Raw genomic sequence first — 19410 nt, forward strand, 5'->3', positions numbered from 1 at the left:
TCAGGCGGGGTTCATCGGCTCGTGCACGACCAGGGTGGCGTAGGCGTCGGCCGCGGCCTGCTGCTCCGCGACCTTCTTCGTCCGGCCGGTCCCGTGACCGCGGACCTCGTCGCCGACGACCGCCTCTGCGGTGAAGGTCTTGTCGTGGTCCGGGCCCTCGTCGCTCGTGCGGTAGAGGACCCCGCCGAGTCCTTGGCCGGCGGCGACCTCCTGGAGCGAGGTCTTCCAGTCCAGCCCGGCGCCGAGGGTGGCCGAGCGCTTCATGAGAGGGCCGAGCAGGGAGTGCACGAGCAGCCCGGCGGCGTCGAGCCCGCCCGGCTTGGGGGTCGAGAGGTAGACCGCGCCGATGACCGCCTCGACGGTGTCGGCGAGGATCGAGTTCTTGTCCCGCCCACCGGTGGTCGTCTCGCCGCGGCCGAGCAGGATGTAGTCACCCAGGTCGATGGCACGCGCGACGTCGGCGAGTGCCCGCATGTTGACGACCGCCGCCCGCAGCTTGGCCAGCTCCCCCTCGCTGAGGTCGGGATGGCTCTCGTGCAGGTGGTCGGTGACGACGAGCCCGAGCACGGAGTCCCCGAGGAACTCCAGCCGCTCGTTGTGCGGCAGGCCGCCGTGCTCGTACGAGTACGACCGATGGGTGAGGGCACGCGTGAGCAGCGGCTCGTCGACGGGCTCCCCGGTCACCTCGGTGAGGTACTGGGAGAGCTCCTCGACGGGCCGCTGCTGCGACGAGGTCCTGTCGCTCATTGCGACAGGGGACTCAGGCCTGGTGCTCGGTACGGTCCGCGGTCGCGTAGTAGCGACCCTTGTAGGTACCGCACGACGGGCAGGCCTGGTGGGCCGGCGCCGGGGACTTGCACTGCGGGCAGGTCGACAGCGCGGTGGGCGTTGCCTTCCAGTTCGCGCGGCGGCTACGGGTGTTGGAGCGCGACAGCTTCCGCTTCGGGACGGCCACGTCAGTTCCTCTTCTCTTCGTTGTCCTCATCCCCCGGCCGGGCGGCCAGAGGCGCGAGCGCCTCCAAGGACGCCCACCGGGGGTCGATCAGCTCGTGGTGGTGGTCCGGGTCGTCCTCGAGCCTGGCTCCGCACTCGGAGCACAGTCCCGGGCAGTCGTCCCGGCACACCGGTTGGAACGGCAGGTTCGGCAGAACCGCGTCCCTCAGCACCGGTTCGAGGTCGATCTGGTCGTCCTCGATCTGGTGCTCTTCCTGCTCATCGGCCTCGGCATCCACCTCGCGGTGGTGCTTCGCCCGATCCGGCCAGACGAACAGCTCCTGGAAGTGGTTGTCGACCCGCAGGTCGAGCTCGTCCAGGCACCGCACGCAGGCTCCGACCGCCGTGGCAGAGACCGTCCCCGTCACCAGGACACCCTCGTGCACCGACTCCATCCGCACCTGCAGGTCCATCGGCTGGCCCTGCGGGATGGACAGCACGTCCGTGCCGAAATCGGCTGGCGCCTCGGCCTGGAGGTCCACTTCGTGCATCGACCCGGGACGACGGCCCACGTTCTTGGCGTCGAGCACCAAGGGCGAGGCGGGGGCGTTGCGGTTCATGGCTCCAGTTTCCGTGAGAACGGCCCACGACACGACGACGTAGACCGACGCACCAGAGTACCGGGGGATCCCCCTTCGTCCCAAACCGGCGGATCATCGCTGGTCCGGGCGCGAAGGGATGGACCTCAGGACCGCGCCAGGCGCTCCAGGAGGCCGGTGCGCACGGCCTCGGGGACGAGGCCGGTGATGTCCCCGCCGAAGCGCGCGACCTCCTTCACCAATGAGCTCGAGATGTGCTCGTGCCGGGGGTTGCCCGGCAGGAAAAGCGTCTCGACCTCGGTGAGGTGCCGGTTCATCAGCGCCATCGGCCACTCGTACGAGAAGTCGATCTCGCCGCGCAGACCCTTGACCATCACGCCGGCGTCGAGCTGGGTGCACACGTCGACGACGAGCATGTCGGCGAAGGCCTCCACGCGCACGTTGCCCAGGTGGGCCACCTCGTCACGGATGAGGCCGACCCGCTCGTCGACGGTGAAGGTCCCCTGCTTGGCCGGGTTGTGCAGGATCGCGACGACGACCTCGTCGAAGAGCGTCGAGGCCCGCGCGAAGACGTCCAGGTGACCGACGGTGACGGGGTCGTAGGACCCGGGGCAGACCGCCCGCGTCACTCGGAGGGCTGCTCGTCGTTCGGGAGCAGGCCGTCGTCGTAGGCCTTCTTGACGATCTTCTCGACGTTGTCGAGCGAGCCGGCGCCGGACTCGAGCAGGGTGTTGCGCTTGGCGAGCCACGTCTCCGCCAGCTGCTGGCGCAGGTCCTGCGACGCATCCTCACGGGCGGGGTTGAGGATCGACAGCTCCTCCTCGCCGATGTGGTGGTTGAGCACCTCGGCCACGGCCTCGAGGGCGTCCTCGAACTTCTGCGTGTCCGTGCCCTTGGCCTGGAGCAGCTTCAGCAGGGCCTCGTTGGTGGCGGCGTGCTCCTCCTCGCCGTGCTCCTCCTCCTCGCCGTCGATGACCTTCTTCGACTTCAGCTTGGGGTAGACCGCCTCCTCCTCCGCCTCGCTGTGCGCGACGAGGAGGTCGGAGAAGGCCACGCGGGCGGCGTCACGGTCCGCGCTCTCGTCGCGCATGGCCCGCATGAGGTCCTCGAGGAGGCGGTGGTCCTGCGAGATGAGGTCGACGATGTCGCCGGACGTGGGCTGCGGGATGGTGTAGTCACTCATGGGACCATTCCTACCCGATCCGGGTGCCGGCACACCGGCGGCGCGACGGCTCAGATCTGGTAGTCGGGGGCGACCCTCGTCGCGAACCACAGGACGGTCTCACCGTAGGACTTCGAGTCCTCGGCGACGATCCCGTCCGGCCACGTCGGCTCGGGCGAGCGCGAGGAGCGCTCGACGACGATCAGCGGCTCCTGGGCGAGCCACTGGTGGGTCAGCAGCATCTCGAGGACCGCGGCCAGCGACTCCTCGGTGACGTCGTACGGCGGGTCGGCGAGCACGAGGTCGTAGTGGAGCGAGGCCGGGCGGTCGAGCGCCTGCTCGACGGTGCTCGACTGCAGGCGCGCCCCCGCGACCCCGAGGTCGGAGATGTTGGCCCGGATCGTGGCCGAGGCGCCACGGTCGGACTCGACGAGCAGCACGCTCGCCGCCCCCCTGCTGGCCGCCTCGAGACCGAGGGCGCCGGAGCCGGCGTAGAGGTCCATGACGTGCGCGCCGTCGATGACGCCGCGCGCCTCGAGCGAGCTGAAGAGCGCCTCACGCACGCGGTCGGTCGTGGGCCGGGTGCCGTCGCCCGTGGGCGTGCGCAGTCGTCGCCCGCCGGCCTCACCGCTGATGATCCGAGTCACGGGTCCATGATGCGCCATGGGCGCGGCCCCGGCCCAACCAGCACGACGGCGGGCCTCAGCCCTTCTCGAGGTAGGCCGCCTGCTCCGCGTCCAGCCAGTCCGCGATCGTCGCCCGCAGGTCGGGGTGGCCGGCCAGGTCGCGGTCCTCGGCGAGCAGCTCCTGGGCGTCCTCGCGGGCTTCCTCGATGATCGTCTCGTCGCGCAGGACGGACAGGTGCTGCAGCTGGCTGCGCACCCCGTGCTGGGCGGTCCCGAGGACATCTCCCTCGCGGCGCTGGGTGAGGTCGAGGCGCGCGAGCTCGAAGCCGTCGGTCGAGCCGGCCACGGCCGTGAGCCGTTCCATCGCGGAGTCGCTGTCCGAGCCCGTCATGAGCAGGCAGACGCCCGGGTGCCCGCCACGACCGACCCGGCCGCGCAGCTGGTGCAGCTGGGAGACGCCGAAGCGGTCGGCGTCGAGGATGACCATCGTCGAGGCGTTGGGGACGTCGACGCCGACCTCGATGACCGTCGTCGAGACGAGGGCGTCGACCTCTCCCGCGTGGAAACGCGCCATGACCCGGTCCTTGTCCTCCGGTGCCATGCGTCCGTGGAGCATCTCGAGCCGGAGCCCCTGCAGCGCCGGGGTCGCCCGGAGCGTCTCGATGACCTCCTCGACCGCGGCGAGCGGACGCTGCTCGGGCCGCTCGCCCTCGAGGCGCTCGCCGTCGTCGTGCTCGTCGTCGACGACCGACTCCTCCGCCACGAGGTCCGCGCCGTCGGCCTCCTCGCCCTCGTCTCCGTCGATGCGGGGGCAGACGACGTAGGCCTGCCGCCCGGCCGCGACCTCCTCGGCCACCCGCTGCCAGGTGCGCTCGACCCACCCCGGCTTGTGCGTCGGCACGACGTGCGTGGTGATCGGCTGGCGGCCGCGCGGCAGCTCGCGCAGGGTCGAGGTCTCCATGTCGCCGAAGACGGTCATCGCCACCGTCCTCGGGATCGGCGTCGCGGTCATGACGAGCAGGTGCGGGGGCGTGACCCCCTTCGCCCGCAGGGCATCACGCTGCTCGACGCCGAAGCGGTGCTGCTCGTCGACGACGACGAGCGCGAGGTCGGCGAAGGTCACCCTGTCCTCGAGGAGCGCGTGGGTCCCGATGACGATGCCCGCCTGCCCGGAGGCGATCTCGAGCATCGCCTGCTTGCGGCGGGCCGTGGACATCGACCCGGTGAGCAGCGCGACGCGGGTGGCGTGCTCGTCGCCTCCGAGCATCCCCCCGTCGGCCAGATCACCGAGCATCGCGCGGATCGACGTGGCGTGCTGGGACGCGAGGACCTCGGTGGGGGCGAGCAGCACCGCCTGTCCCCCGGCGTCGACCGCTGCGAGCATCGCGCGCAGGGCGACGATCGTCTTGCCGGAGCCGACCTCGCCCTGCAGCAGGCGGTGCATCGGGGTGGGGCGGGCCATCTCGTCGAGGATCTCGCGACCGACCTGCTGCTGGCCCTCGGTGAGCTCGAAGGGCAGCCGGTCGTCGAACGCGGCGAGGAGACCGCCCTCGCGCGGCGTCCGTCCCCGGGTGACGACGGCCGCCGCGGCGAGCCGACGCTGCCCGAGGATGCACTGCAGGACGAGCGCCTCCTCGTAGCGCAGCCGGGCCTTGCCGGCGGCGACCTCGGCGTGGTCACGGGGGGCGTGGATGGCGCGAAGGGCGGCGCCCCGGTCGAGCAGGCCGCGGCGGGTCCGCACGGGCTCGGGGACGGCGTCGACGACGTCATCGAGCTGGCCCAGGACGAGCCGCACGCAGCGCGTGATCGTCCACGGGTGGACACCTGGTACGTGCCGGTAGATGGGGATGAGGCCGGTGTGCTCGGCGTCGCCGAGCTCACCCAGGGCCGCGGCCTCCTCGAGCGTCGCGTAGCCGGGGTGGGCCAGCTGGCGCACGTTGCGGTACTCCGACACGGTGCCCGCGAAGAGCAGCTCGCGCCCCGCGACGAGCTTGTGCTCGTGGCCGCGGGCGTCGAAGAAGGTCACCCGCAGGCGCGAGCGCCCGTCCGTGATCGTCGCCTCGAGCATGCGTCCCCGACGCGACTTCATCGTGCGGGTCTCGGCGTGCTCGACGCGGGCCACCGCGACGAGGAAGTCCCCGACGCGCGGCTGCCCGAGGTCGGCCTCGGCGGTGCGGTACCGGCGCGGCCAGAAGTCGAGCAGCTCGCCCACGGTCTCGATCCCGCGGTGCTTGGCCAGCTTGCTCGCGGCCTGGCCGCCGAGCAGCCCCTTGAGCCGGGTGGTCTCCGACGCCACTACTCGGCCCCGAGGAGGAGCAGGTAGTGCGGCTGGCGCCCGTCGACGAGCTCGACCTCGACGCCGGCGCGGTGCTCCACCAGCCACTGCTCGAGCCGGCCGGTGAGGCCCTCGGGCGCGCCCTCGCCGGTGACCATCGTCACGAGGTCGGCGCCGGGGCCGGTCAGGGTCTCCAGCACCCGGGTGGCGACCTCCTCGACGTCGGAGCCGACGATCGTGATGTCGCCGCTCACCACCCCGAGCACGTCGCCGACCTCGCACGGGCCGCCCGAGGTCAGCCCGGCCTTGACCGCGATCGTCACCGCGCCGTGCCGGGTGGCGGCAGCGCTGTGGGTCATGGCGAGCACGTTGGCCCGCGCCGGCAACCCCGGGTCGAAGACCGCCAGCGCGGCGAGACCCTGCACCGCCGTGGCGGAGGGGATGACGTGGACGGTCTGCCCCTCCTGCGAGGCGGCGTGGGCGGCAGCCTCGGCGGCCATGCGGGTGTCGCGGTCGTTGGGCAGCAGGATGACCTCGGCCGTGCCCGCGGCGCGGACCGCGGCGACGATCTCGCCGGCCGACGCCCGGCGACCGGGGCCCGACGGCAGGGTCGCAGCGCCGGCCTGCTCGAGCAGCTCGGCGATGCCCGGGCCGGCGGCGCAGGCCACGATCGAGACCCCTGCGCGCGGCGGCCCGTGGCCGGGCTCGAGCAGGGTGACGACGACGCGCTGCGGGGCGGCGTGCGCCAGGCCCGCCTCGAGCACGGCCCCGATGTCGTCCGTGTGGACGTGCACGTGGGTGACGTCCTCGGCGGTGGAGACGACGACGCTCTCGCCGAGACCGTCGAGACGGGCGCGAAGGGCGGCGACGCCCCCTTCGTCCACGTCGTGCACGAGGTACATGACCTCGTAGGCCGGGCCCTCGCACCCGCCCGGCGCCGTCACGGCCTCGGTGCGCTCGCGCGACCACTCGGCGCGCCGCTCGAGCGAGATGTTGAGGGTGAACTCGTCGACCGCGTAGTGGTTGTCGGGGCCCTGCTCGCGCACCACCTGGTCGAGCGCCTCGACGAAGAGGAGGTACCCGGCGCCCCCGGCGTCCACGACGCCCGCGTCGGCCAGGACCGGCAGCTGGTCCGGGGTGCGGGCGAGCGCGGTGCGCGCGGCCTCGACCGCGGCCCGGGTCAGGTCGCCGAGGGAGCCGCCGGCCTCGGCGACCCGCGTGACCTCCGCGGCGGTCGCGTCCGCGACGCTGAGGATCGTCCCCTCCTGCGGCCGCACGACGCTCTCGCGGGCGCGCCGGGCGCCCTGGCAGACCGCTCGGGCGACGGCGGTGACGTCGACCTCGTCGAGGCCCTCGGCGACGACGACCTCGCTCACGCCTCGGATGAGCTGGCTGAGGATGACGCCGGAGTTGCCGCGGGCCGACATGAGCGCGGCGCGGGAGATGGCGGCGGACTCGACGGCGAGCGGCAGCTGCCCGGTGAGCCCGGCGGCCTCCTGCTCCGAGCGGGCGACGTCGAGCGCCTGGTCGAGGGTCAGGTACATGTTGGTGCCGGTGTCGCCGTCGGGCACGGGGTAGACGTTGAGCGCGTCGATCTCGGCACGACGGGCCGCGAGCGCGGCGCGCGTCACGACGACCCACCTGCGCACCGAGTTCGCGTCCAGGACCTCCAGCACGTGCGTCACGTTAGTGGAGCGGCGTCGCACCGTGCGGTACGGGGAGGGCCGCCGGGCCGTTTTGGTCCCGCGGGGCGCCCTCGGCTACTCTGTACCGGTTGCCCGGCGCCGTGTCCCCTCTCCGAGGTGGGCTGCCGGAGCGCATCACTCACGTTACTGACGAACACAGGAGATTCCCCGTGGCTGCCAACTGCGACGTCTGCGGCAAGGGCCCGTCCTTCGGCCACTCCATCTCGCACTCGCACCGCCGTACGAAGCGTCGCTGGAACCCCAACATCCAGCGCGTGCGTGCGAAGGTGGGCGTCGCGGGTGCGACCCCGAAGCGTCTCAACGTCTGCACCTCCTGCCTCAAGGCCGGCAAGGTCCAGCGCTGACCCTCGCCTGACACGAGACGAGCCGCCGTTCCCTCCCCGGGACGGCGGCTTCTTTCGTCCCCCGACGCGGTCAGGGACGGAAGTGGTCCCACCCCAGGACGTCCGGCTCCACACCGTCGACGAGCACGCCCGGCTCCCCCACGACGCACGCCCCGAGGACCCGCCAGCCGGCCGGCACCCCGCCCGGTGGGAAGGTCGCGACGAGCGAGTGCTCCTCGCCGCCCGAGAGCACTTGGCGCAGCGCCTCGTCGGCGCCGAGCGCGTCGGTGAGCGCTCCCGCGGCCTCCGCGGCCAGCGCCCGGCCGGACAGCTCCACCCGCAGCCCGCTCGCCCGGGCCAGCCGACCCAGGTCGCGGACGAGCCCGTCGGAGACGTCGATCATCGCGGTCGCGCCGGCGTCCGCGGCCCTCGGGCCCTCGGCGAAGGGGGGTTCCCCGGCCGTGCGGTGCACCCGGCACAGCTCGTCGACGGCGCGCTCCAGGGGTGACGCCCCCGCGTCCGGCCGCGGGTCGAGGTGCGTGCGACCGCGCCCGGCGAGCAGCAGCTGCAGGCCGCCCCCCGACCGGCCGAGGGTTCCGGCGACCGCCACGACGTCGCCGGGTCGGGCGCCGTCACGCCGCACGGGAGGACGACCGGCCAGGTCACCGACCGCCGTGATGGCGACGAAGATCGTGCCGGGACCGGCGGAGGAGAGGTCACCGCCGAGGACCGGGGTCCCGGCCGCGCGCGCCGCCTGCGCGATGCCCGCGGTGAGCTCGACCGCCCACTCGACCTCGGTCCGGGGGTCCGCGGCGAGCGCGATGAGCAGCCCGGTCGGGACGGCGCCCATCGCGGCGATGTCGGCCAGGTTCTGCGCGACGACCTTGCGGCCGACCTCGTGGCCGCTGGACCAGTCGTCGCGCCAGTCACGCTCCCGCACCATCGAGTCGGTCGTGAGCACGACGGCGCCCGAGGGCGCGGCGAGCACGGCGGCGTCGTCGCCGGGCCCGAGGTGGACGTGTGCGGGTCCGGTCGTCCCGTGGAGCAGCGGGAAGATGCGCGCCAGCAGCTCTCCCTCGGAGAGGTCACGCAGGCGGGTGCCGGGCATCAGGGGTCTCCCGTCGGACGAAGGGGGGTCAGGACGGCACGGTAGCCTCCCGGCCGTGACCTCCTCACCCCGGCGTCACGAGGGACTCGTCCCCGCGACCCTGCTGCTGCTCGCCGTCGTGGGCGCGGGCGTGCTCGGCACGGCTGTCACCGGCCGCCCGGCGGAGGTCGGCATCCCGCTGCGGGCGGATGATCCCGCGTGTGCGGCCGCGAGCACCCACTGGCCCGAGGAGGTCGACGGGGAGACCTCGCGCGAGACGGACCCGAGCGACCCGGCCGTGCGAGCCTGGGGCGACCCCGCTGTCGTCGCACGCTGCGGCGTCCCGGCGATGCCGCCCACGCAGGACCAGTGCGTCGTCGTCGACGAGATCGGCTGGGTCGCGGAGGACCTCGGTGACGGGACGCGGCTGACGAGCTTCGGTCACGACCCCGCGATCGAGGTCATCGTGCCGCAGGTGCACGGTCCGGGCCCGCTGCTGCTGCCCGCCTTCTCCGACGCGGTGCGCGAGCTGCCGACCAACGGCCGCGAGTGCAGCTGAGGCTCAGCGCAGGCCGACGGGACGCTCGAGCGCGAGCTGGATCAGCTCGTCGACGAGCTCGGGGTAGGTGATCCCGCTCTCCTGCCACATGCGCGGGTACATCGAGTGCGGGGTGAAGCCGGGCATGGTGTTGATCTCGTTGATGACCACTCGGCCGCCCTCGGTGACGAAGCAGTCCACGCGCGCCAGGCCCTCGCAGGCCAGCGACTCGAAGGCCGCCGCAGCGAGCCGGCGCACCTCGTCGGCCGCACCCCGCGGCAGGTCTGCCGGGCACGAGAGGACCACGGACGCCTCGTCGAGGTACTTGGCCTCGAAGTCGTAGAAGTCGTGCCCGTGGCCCGTCTCGACGACGATCTCGCCGGGCTGCGAGGTGCGCGGGGCGTCGAGGCCACGCCCCTGCAGGACGGCGCACTCGATCTCCCGGCCGACGATGCCGGACTCGACGATGACCTTGAGGTCGTGCTCGCGGGCGGCCTCGATCGCGGCCTCGAGCCCGTCGGGGGTGTCGACCTTGGACACGCCCATCGACGAGCCGGCGCGGCAGGGCTTGACGAAGACCGGGTAGGTCAGGGCACCGACGGCGTCCATCGCGGCGGCCCGGTCGCGGCGCCACTGGGCATCGGTGATGACGGTGTACGGGCCGACGGGCAGTCCGGCGCCCGCGAAGACGACCTTCATGTAGTGCTTGTCCATGCCCGCAGCAGAGGCGAGCACGCCCGAGCCGACGTAGCGGATGTCGGTCAGCTCGAGCAGCCCCTGCAGGGTGCCGTCCTCGCCGTAGGGGCCGTGGAGCAGCGGGAAGACGACGTCGACCTCGCCGAGGGCCTCGAGCGCCTCGCCGGGCCGGTGCACCGTGAGCGTCGTCTCGCCCACCCGGGTGGGGAGGATGACCTCGGTGCCGGTGTCGGTCACCTCGGGGGTGTGGCCCGGGGTGAGCGCGAGCGCGTCCGGGTCGTCGGCGGCCAGGACCCAGGCACCCTCGCGGGTGATGCCCACGGGCACGACGTCGTAGGCCTCGCGGTCGATCGCCCGCAGGACACCGGCGGCGGTCGCGCAGGAGACGGCGTGCTCGGAGGAGCGCCCGCCGAAGACGACGGCGACGCGGGGCTTGCGGCTGGGATGGCTGCTCATCGGGGGAAGACTAACGTCTAGCCTCACGCTCATGGAGCACCCGAACGACGACGCGCACGCCGACCTCTCCCCCCGCACCAAGGTCGTGGCCCTCGGCCGTCCCGAGCGCACGGCCGGCGCCGCGCTCAACCCCCCGGTCACCTTCACGTCCACGTACATCCAGGACGGGCCGATCAACTACGCCCGCGTGGACAACCCGACGTGGACCCCCTTCGAGGAGGCCGTCGGTGAGCTCGAAGGGGGGCGCGCACTCCTCTTCTCCTCCGGCATGGCCGCGGTGCACGCCGCCCTCTCGCTCGTCCCGGCCGGCGGCACCGTCGTCGCCCCGGCGGCCGCGTACAACGGCGTCGTCGTCTCCCTCACCGAGGCCGAGCAGGAGGGCCGGCTCAGCGTGCGCTGGGTCGACGTCACCGACACGGACGCTACCGTCGCCGCCCTGCCCGGCGCGGACCTGCTGTGGCTCGAGTCGCCGTCCAACCCGCTGCTCGAGCTCGCGGACATCTCCGCCCTCACCGCCGCCGCCCACGAGGCGGGCACCCTCGTCGTCGTCGACAACACCTTCGCCACCCCGCTGCTGCAGCGCCCGCTCGAGGACGGCGTCGACGTCGTCGTGCACTCGGCGACGAAGTACCTCGCCGGCCACTCCGACGTCATCCTCGGCCTGACGGTCACCGCCGACACCGAGCACGGCCGCGGGCTGCACACCCGACTGGCCCGGCAGCGCACCCTCGGCGGCGCGATCGCCGGCCCCATGGAGGCCTGGCTCGCCCTGCGCGGGCTGCGGACGCTCTCCCTGCGCCTGGAGCGGGCCTGCGCCAACGCCGCGGACCTCGCCGAGCGCCTGCGCTCCCACCCGCGGATCTCCCGCGTGCGCTACCCCGGCTGGGGCGCGATCGTCTCCGTCGAGGTCACGGGCGACGGCGACGGGACCGAGGCCGCGGAGGCCCTGACGACCGGCACGCGGGTCTGGTCTCCGTCGACGAGCCTCGGCGGCGTGGAGTCCCAGCTCGAGCGGCGCCGCCGTCAGCCCGGCGAGCCGGAGGCCGTCCCGGTCAACCTCGTGCGACTGTCCGTCGGCGTCGAGGACGTCGAGGACCTGTGGACGGACCTGCGTAGGGCGCTCGACGCGCTGGCCTGACGTCAGTCGGTCTCGTGCTTGCGGGCGCGGCCCAGCAGGACGCCGACCATGTCCTGCGGCGAGACCCCCTCGTGCACCACGCGGGTGACCTGCTCGGTGATCGGGACGTCGACCCCGTGCGCGCGGGCGAGGTCGAGGATCGAGGCGCAGGACTTCACGCCCTCGGCGGTCTGCTTCGTCTGCTCGGTGACGTCGGCGACGGACAGGCCCTCGCCGAGCTTGACGCCGAAGGAGTGGTTGCGCGAGAGCGGCGACATGCACGTGGCGATGAGGTCGCCGACGCCCGCGAGGCCCGACATCGTGCGCGGGTCGGCGCCGAGCGCCATCGCCAGGCGCGTGGTCTCGGCGAGGCCGCGGGTGATGATCGTCGCCTTCGTGTTGTCGCCGAAGCCCAGGCCCGCGGCCATGCCGACGGCGAGCGCGATGACGTTCTTCACCGCGCCGCCGAGCTCGGCCCCGATGACGTCCGTGGACGTGTACGGCCGGAAGAACGAGGTCGAGCACGCTGCCGCCACCCGGTTGGCCGCCTCGAGGTCCGGGCAGGCGACGACGCTGGCCGCCGGCTGCTGCTGGACGATCTCCTTGGCGAGGTTGGGCCCGCTCACGACACCGATGCGCTCGACGGGGACGCCCGCCACCTCGTGGATGACCTCGCTCATCCGCCGGGTCGTGCCGAGCTCGATGCCCTTCATCAGCGACACGACGATCCGGTCACCGGCGAGCAGCGAGCCCCAGTCGGAGAGGTTGGCGCGCAAGGACTGCGAGGGCACGGACAGGATGACGATCTCGGCACCGTCGGCGACCTCGGCCGGGCTGGTGGAGGCGCTGATCCTCGGGGAGAGGCGCACCCCGGGGAGGTAGTCGTCGTTGGACCCGGCGTTGATCTGGGCGACGAGCTCGGCGCGGCGCCCCCACACCCGCACGTCGTTGCCGCCGGCCGCGAGGATCGTGGCGAAGGCGGTGCCCCAGCTGCCGGCACCGAAGACCGCGATGTGGCTCATTGGTCGTCTCCTGACGTGTAGTTGCCCGTGACCCGCATGCCGTGGGCCCTGGGGTCGAAGCGCTGCGCCGGAGCGCGCTCGCCGCGCAGCTCCTCGAGCTCGTGGGTGATGGCGGCCATGATCCGGTCGGTCGCGGCGACGAGGAGCGGGCCGGTGACCGGCCGGCCGTGGAGGTCGGACAGGTCGACCGGTGGGCCGAAGCGCACCCGGATGAGGGTGCGGCGGCGCCCCAGCCGCAGCCGCAGTCGCTTGGAGTACCGGGGCAGCAGGTCCTGCGGACCCCACTGGGCGATCGGGATGACCGGGACGCCGGACTGCAGCGCGAGCCGGGCGGCGCCGGTCTTGCCGCGCATCGGCCACAGGTCGGGGTCCCGCGTCAGGGAACCCTCGGGGTAGACGACGACGCACTCCCCCGCCGCGAGAGCGCGGACCGCGGGCGCCAGGGCGTCGGCCGCGTGCGTCGTCTCCCGGTCGACCCGCACCTGCTTGGCGTGGCGCAGCACCCAGCCGACGACCGGGGTGTCGAAGAGGGTGCTCTTGGCGAGGTACACGGGGCTGTGGCCGCGGTCGTACAGCACGTGCGCCCACGGGAAGGGGTCGACGTGCGAGACGTGGTTGGGCGTGACGATGAACCCACCGCGGGTGGGGACGTGCTCCAGACCGCTCACCTCGTAGCGGGCGAGGGCACGCATCCCGAGGCGCAGCACACCGGCTGCCGCCCGGTACGCCACGGGGGTCGGTGTGCGGTGGACGACCATGTCACCTCATTCTGCGTCTCTCGTGAGCCGTGCTCACCCTAGGCCACGGATACCCTCGACCCCGTGCAAGCGACTGTCTTCTCCCACGACCCGGACCACGGCACGAGCGTGGTCACCGACGACGGCGTCCGGCTCCACGCCGACGCGGCCGTCTTCGCACGCAGCGGACTGCGGTGGCTGCGTGCCGGGCAGCGGGTGAGCATCACCGTCGAGGCCGACGAGGTGACCCGGCTGTGGATCGTCGGGATCGGCGAGGACGAGACGATCGCCTGACCCGGGGACGGGCGAAGGGGGGGCCCCGCCGGCGTGGCGGGGCCCCCCTTCGTCCGTGGTGGCGTCAGCTGCCGCTCGACGTCGTCTTCTTGGCCGTCGTCTTCTTGGCGGTGGCCTTCTTCGCCGTCGTCTTCTTGGCGGGCGTGGAGGTGGTGGCCGTCGACTTCGTCGCGGCCTTCTTCGCCGTGGACTTCGTCGCGGCCTTCTTCGCCGCCGCGGACTTCTTCGCCGGCGCGGCCTTCTTCGCCGGCGCGGCCTTCTTCGCCGTGGACTTCGTCGCGGTCTTCTTCGCCGGAGTCGACTTCTTCGCCGGGCCGGACTTCTTGGCGGTGGTCGTCGTGGTCTTCCTCGCCGGCTTCCGGCCCGGGATCGCGGTGTCCGCGATCGCGCCGGCGACGGAGGTGACGGTCCCGGCGGCGGCCCGGGCGGCGGCCGGCGCCGCCTTGGGGAGCGAGCGCGGGTCGGCGACATATCCCTTGAAGCTCGTCCCGGCCTTGAAGCGTGGCACGGACGTCTTCTTGATCTTGACGACCTCACCGGTGCGCGGGTTGCGGCCGGTACGGGCCGCGCGGGCCGCCTTCTCGAAGGTGCCGAATCCCGTGATGGCGACGCGGCCCCCCTTGGCGACCTCCCGCACGATCGTGTCGAGCACGACCTCGAGTGCCTCCTGGGCAGCCTTGCGGCTACCGAGTCTCTCTTCGAGAGCCTTGACCAGTTCTGCCTTGTTCACGTGTCACTCCCGTAGTGATCCGTCACCGGTCGTCCCCCGGCAGGGAGGCCAAGCCGAAACACCCGACCTGTTCCGACGGTAGAGGCGCCGGGAGTGCAGGTGCAGCCTTTGGACCTCGCCACTTTGCATGCTGCACAGGGGAGTTCGCGGGTCGTCACGATCGCGGGAGGGAGACGCGGCGCGAGCACCCTTGCGCGACAACGAGATCGCGAAGGAAGTCAGCTCGGCTGGGTGACCGGCTTCCAGCTGGGGCGCGTGGACTCGTACTCGGTGATGTCCTGCTCGTGGCGCAGGGTGAGACCGATGTCGTCGAGGCCCTCGAGCAGGCGCCAGCGCGTGTAGTCGTCGACGTGGAAGGCGCAGACGATGTCACCTGCGGTGACCGTGCGGGCGGTGAGGTCGACGGTGATCTCGGCGCCGGGGGTGTTCTCGAGGTACTTCCACAGCAGCTCGACGTCGTCCTGGCTGACCTGCGCGGCGAGCAGACCCTGCTTGCCGGAGTTGCCGCGGAAGATGTCGGCGAAGCGCGAGGAGATGACGACGCGGAACCCGTAGTCCTTGAGCGCCCAGACGGCGTGCTCGCGGGAGGAGCCCGTGCCGAAGTCGGGACCGACGACGAGGACGGAGCCGTCGCGGTAGGCCGGCTGGTTGAGCACGAAGGTGTCGTCGCCCCGCCAGGCGGCGAAGAGGCCGTCCTCGAAGCCGGTGCGCGAGACCCGCTTGAGGTAGACGGCGGGGATGATCTGGTCGGTGTCGACATTGCTGCGGCGCAGCGGGACACCGGTGCCGGTGTGGGTGGTGAAGGCTTCCATGGCTGCTCCTCAGGCCGTCTCGAGCTGGTCGGTCGCGGGCGCGGACGTCAGGTCCGCGGGGCTGGAGAGCGTGCCGCGCACGGCGGTCGCCGCCGCGACGAGCGGGCTGACGAGGTGGGTGCGTCCGCCCTTGCCCTGCCGGCCCTCGAAGTTGCGGTTGCTCGTCGACGCGGAGCGCTCGCCGGGGGCGAGGGTGTCGGGGTTCATGCCGAGGCACATCGAGCAGCCGGGCAGGCGCCACTCGGCACCGGCGTCGGTGAAGACCTTGTCCAGGCCCTCGGCCTCGGCCTGCAGGCGCACGCGGGCGGAGCCGGGCACGACGAGCATGCGCACGGACTCGGCGACGTGCCGGCCCTTGATGACCTCGGCGGCGGCGCGCAGGTCCTCGATGCGGCCGTTGGTGCAGGAGCCGACGAAGACGGTGTCGACGGCGACCTCGCGCAGCGGGGTGCCGGCGGTGAGGCCCATGTACTCGAGCGCCTTGGTGGCGGTGGCGCGCTCGTTCTCGTCGGCCATCGCCGCCGGGTCCGGCACGGCCTCGGCCAGCGGGGAGCCCTGGCCGGGGTTGGTGCCCCAGGTGACGAAGGGGGTGAGCGTCGAGGCGTCGATGTCGACCTCGGCGTCGAAGACCGCGTCGTCGTCGCTGCGCAGCGCGCGCCAGGCCTCGACGGCGGCGTCCCAGTCGGCGCCGGTCGGCGCGTGGTCGCGACCCCTGAGGTACTCGAAGGTGGTCTCGTCCGGGGCGATCATGCCGGCGCGGGCGCCGGCCTCGATCGACATGTTGCACACCGTCATGCGCGCCTCCATCGAGAGCGCCTCGATGGCCTCGCCGCGGTACTCGAGCACGTAGCCCTGACCGCCGCCGGTGCCGATCTTCGCGATGACGGCGAGGATGACGTCCTTGGCCGTCACGCCGGGCTGGAGGTGCCCGCGCACGTTGATCGCCATGGTCTTGAAGGGGTTGAGCGAGAGCGTCTGCGTGGCGAGGACGTGCTCGACCTCGCTCGTGCCGATGCCGAAGGCGAGCGCGCCGAAGGCACCGTGGGTGCTCGTGTGACTGTCGCCGCAGACGACCGTCGTGCCGGGCTGGGTCAGGCCCAGCTGGGGGCCGACGACGTGGACGATGCCCTGCTCGGCGTCGCCCATCGGGTAGAGGCGCACGCCGAACTCGGCGCAGTTGTCACGCAGCGTCTCGACCTGGATCTTGCTCACCGGGTCGGTGATCGGTCCGGGCGTCGTCGGGACGTTGTGGTCCTCGGTCGCGAGGGTGAGGTCGGGGCGACGGACGGGCCGGCCGGCCAGGCGCAGACCCTCGAAGGCCTGCGGGCTCGTCACCTCGTGGAGGAGGTGCAGGTCGATGTAGAGGAGGTCGGGCTCCCCCTCGGCGCGGCGGACGACGTGCGCGTCCCAGACCTTCTCGGCCAGCGTTCCTGCCATCTGTCTCATTCCCATCCATGCGTGGTGCCACGGTGTGTGCACGGTGTGTTGACGACGACATTTCCACGTCGTGGGCCGCCCGGATCTTGCGTCTCACGACATGAGATGTCAGTATCACTCCATGGACAACGGTAGCGGAGTTGGCGTTCTGGACAAGGCCGCCGTCGTGCTGGGCGCACTCGAAGCGGGTCCCTCGACCCTCGCCCAGCTCGTCGCGGCCACCGGTCTGGCACGCCCCACGGCACATCGGCTCGCGGTCGCCCTCGAGCACCACCGACTCGTCGCGCGCGACATGCAGGGACGCTTCGTCCTCGGCCCGCGCCTGGGTGAGCTGGCCGCCTCCGCCGGCGAGGACAAGCTCCTCGTCGCCGCCAACCCGGTCCTCGGCGCCCTGCGCGACCACACCAACGAGTCGGCGCAGCTCTTCCGCCGCCAGGGCGAGCACCGGGTCTGCGTCTCCGCCGCCGAGCGCCCGGTCGGCCTGCGTGACTCCATCCCCGTCGGTGCCACCCTGTCGATGCACGCCGGCTCGGCCGCCCAGGTCCTGCTCGCGTGGGAGGAGCCCGACCGGCTCCACCGCGGCCTGCAGGACGCCGCCTTCACCGCGACGATGCTCTCTGCCGTGCGCCGCCGGGGCTGGGCGCAGAGCGTGGGCGAGCGCGAGCCCGGCGTGGCCTCCGTCTCGGCCCCCGTCCGCTCCCCCAGCGGCCGCGTCATCGCCGCCGTGTCCATCTCCGGCCCGATCGAGCGTCTTTCGCGCCAGCCCGGCCGCCTGCACGCCGCGACCGTCATCGCCGGCGCCAACAAGCTGACCGAGGTCCTCGAGAAGCACGCCCGGGCCGCCGAGGCCGCCGACCGCGACACCGAGTGACGAAGGGGGGTTCGCTCCCCTTCGTCCTCGTCCCTGCCCCCGGGCACGACGAAGGCCCCCGCTCTGACGAGCGGGGGCCTTCGACCGATGTAGCCCCGACGGGATTCGAACCCGCGCTACCGCCTTGAGAGGGCGGCGTGCTAGGCCACTACACAACGGGGCCATGTGTGCTTCCCGGACCGGCGGGCCGGCTGGGCAACGGAGAGAACCTTAACCCGAAGGGGGCTCTTTCCGAAATCGAGCGGCGGACCGCTCTCAGCGCTGGGGTACCAGGACTCGAACCTAGAACAACTGAACCAGAATCAGCCGTGTTGCCAATTACACCATACCCCAAGGGGGTATCACTGGCCCTTCGGAGCGAGCTCCGCGCGGCCGGTGAACCGAGTGACGATGCTACCCGTCAACCTCTGTGACCCCAAATCGTCACTCAGGCCAGCGCATCCCGCAGCGAGCGCAGCCGCGCCAGCGTCGAGGACTGGCCCAGGATCTCCATCGACTCGAAGAGCGGCGGGCTGATCCGCGCACCCGAGACGGCCGTGCGCAGCGGGCCGAAGGCCAGGCGCGGCTTGATGCCCATGCCCTCGACGATCGCCTCGCGCAGCGTGGCCTCGATCCGCTCGGCGTGCCACTCGTTCGCGTCGCGGTTCTCCTGCGAGAGGACACCCGCCGGCACGTGCAGGGCCTGGAGCGCCGTGATGGCCGCCTCGAGCACCTGGCCGGCGTCGTCCTTGAGGCCGGCGCGCGCGTCCTCGTCGATCTGCAGCTCGTCGTCGGCGGTGTAGAAGGGCCGCACGAGCGCGGACGCCTCGGTGAGCAGCGCGATGCGCGTCTGGATGAGCTCGGCGACGGACTTCAGCCGGGCGAGCTCCCCCAGCGACGGGTTGTCGCCGAGCACGCCGTCGGCCTGCAGGTACGGCAGCAGTCGCGAGGTGAAGTCACCGAGCTCGAGGTCGCGGATCCACGCGCCGTTCAGCCACTCGAGCTTCTTGAGGTCGAAGATCGGGCCGACCGTGTTGACCTTGCTCCAGGCGAAGTCGCGGGCGAACTCCTCGAAGGTGAACTTCTCGACGTCCTGGCCGTCCTCCCCCTTCGCCGGCGGGTAGGCCAGGAGGCCGAGGAAGTTGACGACGGCCTCGGGCAGGTAGCCCTGCTCCTTGAACCACGTGAGGCGCGCCTCGGGGTTCTTGCGCTTGGAGATCTTCGACTTGTTGGTGTTGCGCAGCAGCGGCATGTGCGCGAACTGCGGCGGCTCCAGCCCGAGCCACTGGTAGAGCAGCACGTGCTTGGGCGTGGAGGAGATCCACTCCTCGCCGCGCACGACGTGGGTGATGCCCATCTCGTGGTCGTCGACGACGACGGCCAGGTGGTACGTCGGGAAGCCGTCGGCCTTGAGGATCACCTGGTCGTCCGGCCGCGGCGCGGACACGGTCCCGCGGATGACGTCCTCGAAGGTCGTCGGCGCGTCGTCGGGCACGAGCATGCGCACGACGGGCGTGTCGTTGAAGCCCTCGAGCTCGGCCCGCTCCTCCTTGGTCTTGCCGACGCAGAGACGATCGTAGCCGGTGGGCAGCTTGAGCTTCTGCTGCTTCTCGCGCATCGCGGTGAGACGCTCGGTGGAGCACCAGCAGTGGTAGGCGTGGCCGTCCTCGACGAGCCTGTCGACGTACGGCCGGTAGGTCTCCAGCCGCTCGCTCTGCCGGTACGGCGCGTACGGGCCGCCGACGTCCGGCCCCTCGTCCCAGCGCAGGTCGAGCCACCCGAGGGTGTCGTAGAGCTGCTGCTCGCTCGTCTCGTTGAACCGCGCCCGGTCGGTGTCCTCGATGCGCAGGACGAAGGAACCGCCCTGCTGCCGCGCGAAGGCGAGGTTGAACAGGGCCATGTAGGCGGTGCCGACGTGCGGGTCGCCGGTCGGCGACGGGGCGACGCGCAGGCGTGGGGCGGAGGCGGGCGTGGGGGTGTCTGCGGGGGTGCTCATGATGGGCCGATCGT

At 72.4% G+C, this 19410-nt stretch carries 21 protein-coding genes and 2 tRNA genes; 5 read left to right on the top strand and 18 right to left on the bottom strand.

All coding sequences use genetic code 11. From position 1 onward, the window contains the following. The 8 genes from rnc to JT1_RS08715 form a co-directional block, all read right to left on the bottom strand. A complete protein-coding gene (gene rnc, locus JT1_RS08680; protein WP_068325177.1) occupies positions 1-747 on the bottom strand; it encodes a ribonuclease III in 747 nt (248 codons plus the stop codon). Positions 748-760: 13 nt separating this feature from the next. Further along, positions 761-955, bottom strand: a complete 195-nt coding sequence (gene rpmF, locus JT1_RS08685; protein ID WP_068325178.1) for a 50S ribosomal protein L32 — start codon at positions 953-955, stop codon at positions 761-763. Position 956: 1 nt separating this feature from the next. Next, positions 957-1484, bottom strand: coding sequence for a YceD family protein (locus JT1_RS08690; protein ID WP_082807591.1), 528 nt, complete (start codon positions 1482-1484; stop codon positions 957-959). A gap of 194 nt (positions 1485-1678) precedes the next feature. Continuing rightward, positions 1679-2161: a pantetheine-phosphate adenylyltransferase gene (gene coaD / locus JT1_RS08695; protein WP_068325180.1), complete on the bottom strand. Its 483-nt coding sequence runs from the start codon at positions 2159-2161 to the stop codon at positions 1679-1681. After that, a complete protein-coding gene (locus JT1_RS08700; RefSeq protein ID WP_068325181.1) occupies positions 2158-2715 on the bottom strand; it encodes a hemerythrin domain-containing protein in 558 nt (185 codons plus the stop codon). Before JT1_RS08700 ends, coaD begins: the two co-directional genes overlap by 4 nt. A 50-nt stretch (positions 2716-2765) precedes the next feature. Then, entirely contained in the window at positions 2766-3341 is a 576-nt protein-coding gene (gene rsmD, locus JT1_RS08705) for a 16S rRNA (guanine(966)-N(2))-methyltransferase RsmD (RefSeq protein WP_068325182.1), read from the bottom strand. Positions 3342-3396: 55 nt separating this feature from the next. Then, complete coding sequence (locus tag JT1_RS08710; RefSeq protein ID WP_068325183.1) at positions 3397-5616, bottom strand: ATP-dependent DNA helicase RecG; 2220 nt, start codon at positions 5614-5616, stop codon at positions 3397-3399. Continuing rightward, the gene (locus tag JT1_RS08715; protein ID WP_068325184.1) at positions 5616-7271 is read right to left on the bottom strand and encodes a DAK2 domain-containing protein; all 1656 of its coding nucleotides are present in this window, start codon (positions 7269-7271) and stop codon (positions 5616-5618) included. The genes JT1_RS08710 and JT1_RS08715 overlap by 1 nt, the downstream gene beginning before the upstream one ends. A 179-nt stretch (positions 7272-7450) precedes the next feature. On the opposite strand from JT1_RS08715, the gene rpmB reads away from it, so the two are divergent. Continuing rightward, positions 7451-7645 carry a 50S ribosomal protein L28 gene (gene rpmB, locus JT1_RS08720; protein ID WP_068325185.1) on the top strand — a complete coding sequence of 65 codons (195 nt, stop codon included), beginning with the start codon at positions 7451-7453 and terminating at the stop codon, positions 7643-7645. Positions 7646-7715: 70 nt separating this feature from the next. Here the strand turns inward: rpmB and thiL are convergent, their stop codons facing one another. Continuing rightward, the gene (gene thiL / locus JT1_RS08725; protein WP_068325186.1) at positions 7716-8732 is read right to left on the bottom strand and encodes a thiamine-phosphate kinase; all 1017 of its coding nucleotides are present in this window, start codon (positions 8730-8732) and stop codon (positions 7716-7718) included. A 55-nt stretch (positions 8733-8787) separates the two neighbouring features. On the opposite strand from thiL, the gene JT1_RS08730 reads away from it, so the two are divergent. Next, on the top strand, positions 8788-9270 hold the full coding sequence (locus tag JT1_RS08730; RefSeq protein ID WP_255218290.1) for a DUF3515 family protein: 483 nt from the start codon (positions 8788-8790) through the stop codon (positions 9268-9270). 3 nt (positions 9271-9273) lie between these two features. Here JT1_RS08730 and JT1_RS08735 read toward each other — a convergent pair whose 3' ends face one another. Further along, the gene (locus JT1_RS08735; protein ID WP_068325187.1) at positions 9274-10401 is read right to left on the bottom strand and encodes a D-alanine--D-alanine ligase family protein; all 1128 of its coding nucleotides are present in this window, start codon (positions 10399-10401) and stop codon (positions 9274-9276) included. 31 nt (positions 10402-10432) lie between these two features. On the opposite strand from JT1_RS08735, the gene JT1_RS08740 reads away from it, so the two are divergent. Further along, positions 10433-11539 (top strand): trans-sulfuration enzyme family protein, encoded by a 1107-nt coding sequence (locus JT1_RS08740; protein ID WP_068325188.1) that lies wholly within the window; start codon positions 10433-10435, stop codon positions 11537-11539. 2 nt (positions 11540-11541) lie between these two features. On the opposite strand, the gene JT1_RS08745 is transcribed toward JT1_RS08740, so the two are convergent. Continuing rightward, positions 11542-12540: an NAD(P)H-dependent glycerol-3-phosphate dehydrogenase gene (locus JT1_RS08745; protein WP_068325189.1), complete on the bottom strand. Its 999-nt coding sequence runs from the start codon at positions 12538-12540 to the stop codon at positions 11542-11544. Beyond that, positions 12537-13298 (bottom strand): lysophospholipid acyltransferase family protein, encoded by a 762-nt coding sequence (locus JT1_RS08750; protein ID WP_068325190.1) that lies wholly within the window; start codon positions 13296-13298, stop codon positions 12537-12539. The genes JT1_RS08745 and JT1_RS08750 overlap by 4 nt, the downstream gene beginning before the upstream one ends. Before the next feature lie 63 nt (positions 13299-13361). On the opposite strand from JT1_RS08750, the gene JT1_RS08755 reads away from it, so the two are divergent. After that, on the top strand, positions 13362-13571 hold the full coding sequence (locus tag JT1_RS08755; RefSeq protein ID WP_068325191.1) for a hypothetical protein: 210 nt from the start codon (positions 13362-13364) through the stop codon (positions 13569-13571). Positions 13572-13635: 64 nt separating this feature from the next. Here JT1_RS08755 and JT1_RS08760 read toward each other — a convergent pair whose 3' ends face one another. The 3 genes from JT1_RS08760 to leuC form a co-directional block, all read right to left on the bottom strand. Then, the gene (locus tag JT1_RS08760; RefSeq protein ID WP_068325192.1) at positions 13636-14301 is read right to left on the bottom strand and encodes an HU family DNA-binding protein; all 666 of its coding nucleotides are present in this window, start codon (positions 14299-14301) and stop codon (positions 13636-13638) included. Positions 14302-14519: 218 nt separating this feature from the next. Beyond that, positions 14520-15113: a 3-isopropylmalate dehydratase small subunit gene (gene leuD / locus JT1_RS08765; protein WP_068325193.1), complete on the bottom strand. Its 594-nt coding sequence runs from the start codon at positions 15111-15113 to the stop codon at positions 14520-14522. Positions 15114-15122: 9 nt separating this feature from the next. Then, positions 15123-16550, bottom strand: coding sequence for a 3-isopropylmalate dehydratase large subunit (gene leuC, locus JT1_RS08770; RefSeq protein WP_169701921.1), 1428 nt, complete (start codon positions 16548-16550; stop codon positions 15123-15125). A 121-nt stretch (positions 16551-16671) separates the two neighbouring features. Here leuC and JT1_RS08775 point away from each other — a divergent pair, with 121 nt between their 5' ends. Further along, on the top strand, positions 16672-17421 hold the full coding sequence (locus JT1_RS08775) for an IclR family transcriptional regulator (RefSeq protein WP_068325195.1): 750 nt from the start codon (positions 16672-16674) through the stop codon (positions 17419-17421). A gap of 90 nt (positions 17422-17511) precedes the next feature. Here JT1_RS08775 and JT1_RS08780 read toward each other — a convergent pair. The 3 genes from JT1_RS08780 to gltX all read right to left on the bottom strand — a co-directional run bounded on the left by JT1_RS08780 (position 17512) and on the right by gltX (position 19396). Continuing rightward, positions 17512-17584: transfer RNA gene (locus JT1_RS08780), tRNA-Glu, on the bottom strand. Positions 17585-17682: 98 nt separating this feature from the next. Next, a tRNA-Gln gene (locus JT1_RS08785) sits at positions 17683-17754 on the bottom strand. Positions 17755-17848: 94 nt separating this feature from the next. Next, positions 17849-19396, bottom strand: coding sequence for a glutamate--tRNA ligase (gene gltX, locus JT1_RS08790; protein ID WP_068325196.1), 1548 nt, complete (start codon positions 19394-19396; stop codon positions 17849-17851). Positions 19397-19410 lie beyond the last annotated feature (14 nt).

The sequence above is a fragment of the Janibacter terrae NBRC 107853 genome (assembly GCF_001591405.1).
In the GTDB taxonomy this organism is placed as follows: Bacteria; Actinomycetota; Actinomycetes; order Actinomycetales; family Dermatophilaceae; genus Janibacter; species Janibacter terrae.

What these genes read in the sequence shown, in the direction of transcription:
- rnc (WP_068325177.1), bottom strand. Translation starts at nt 747, where the DNA reads ATGAGCGACAGGACCTCGTCGCAGCAGCGGCCCGTCGAGGAGCTCTCC.
- JT1_RS08690 (WP_082807591.1), bottom strand. Translation starts at nt 1,484, where the DNA reads ATGCACGAAGTGGACCTCCAGGCCGAGGCGCCAGCCGATTTCGGCACG.
- JT1_RS08700 (WP_068325181.1), bottom strand. Translation starts at nt 2,715, where the DNA reads ATGAGTGACTACACCATCCCGCAGCCCACGTCCGGCGACATCGTCGAC.
- thiL (WP_068325186.1), bottom strand. Translation starts at nt 8,732, where the DNA reads ATGCCCGGCACCCGCCTGCGTGACCTCTCCGAGGGAGAGCTGCTGGCG.
- JT1_RS08735 (WP_068325187.1), bottom strand. Translation starts at nt 10,401, where the DNA reads ATGAGCAGCCATCCCAGCCGCAAGCCCCGCGTCGCCGTCGTCTTCGGC.
- JT1_RS08740 (WP_068325188.1), top strand. Translation starts at nt 10,433, where the DNA reads ATGGAGCACCCGAACGACGACGCGCACGCCGACCTCTCCCCCCGCACC.
- JT1_RS08745 (WP_068325189.1), bottom strand. Translation starts at nt 12,540, where the DNA reads ATGAGCCACATCGCGGTCTTCGGTGCCGGCAGCTGGGGCACCGCCTTC.
- JT1_RS08750 (WP_068325190.1), bottom strand. Translation starts at nt 13,298, where the DNA reads ATGGTCGTCCACCGCACACCGACCCCCGTGGCGTACCGGGCGGCAGCC.
- leuD (WP_068325193.1), bottom strand. Translation starts at nt 15,113, where the DNA reads ATGGAAGCCTTCACCACCCACACCGGCACCGGTGTCCCGCTGCGCCGC.
- leuC (WP_169701921.1), bottom strand. Translation starts at nt 16,550, where the DNA reads ATGGCAGGAACGCTGGCCGAGAAGGTCTGGGACGCGCACGTCGTCCGC.
- JT1_RS08775 (WP_068325195.1), top strand. Translation starts at nt 16,672, where the DNA reads ATGGACAACGGTAGCGGAGTTGGCGTTCTGGACAAGGCCGCCGTCGTG.
- gltX (WP_068325196.1), bottom strand. Translation starts at nt 19,396, where the DNA reads ATGAGCACCCCCGCAGACACCCCCACGCCCGCCTCCGCCCCACGCCTG.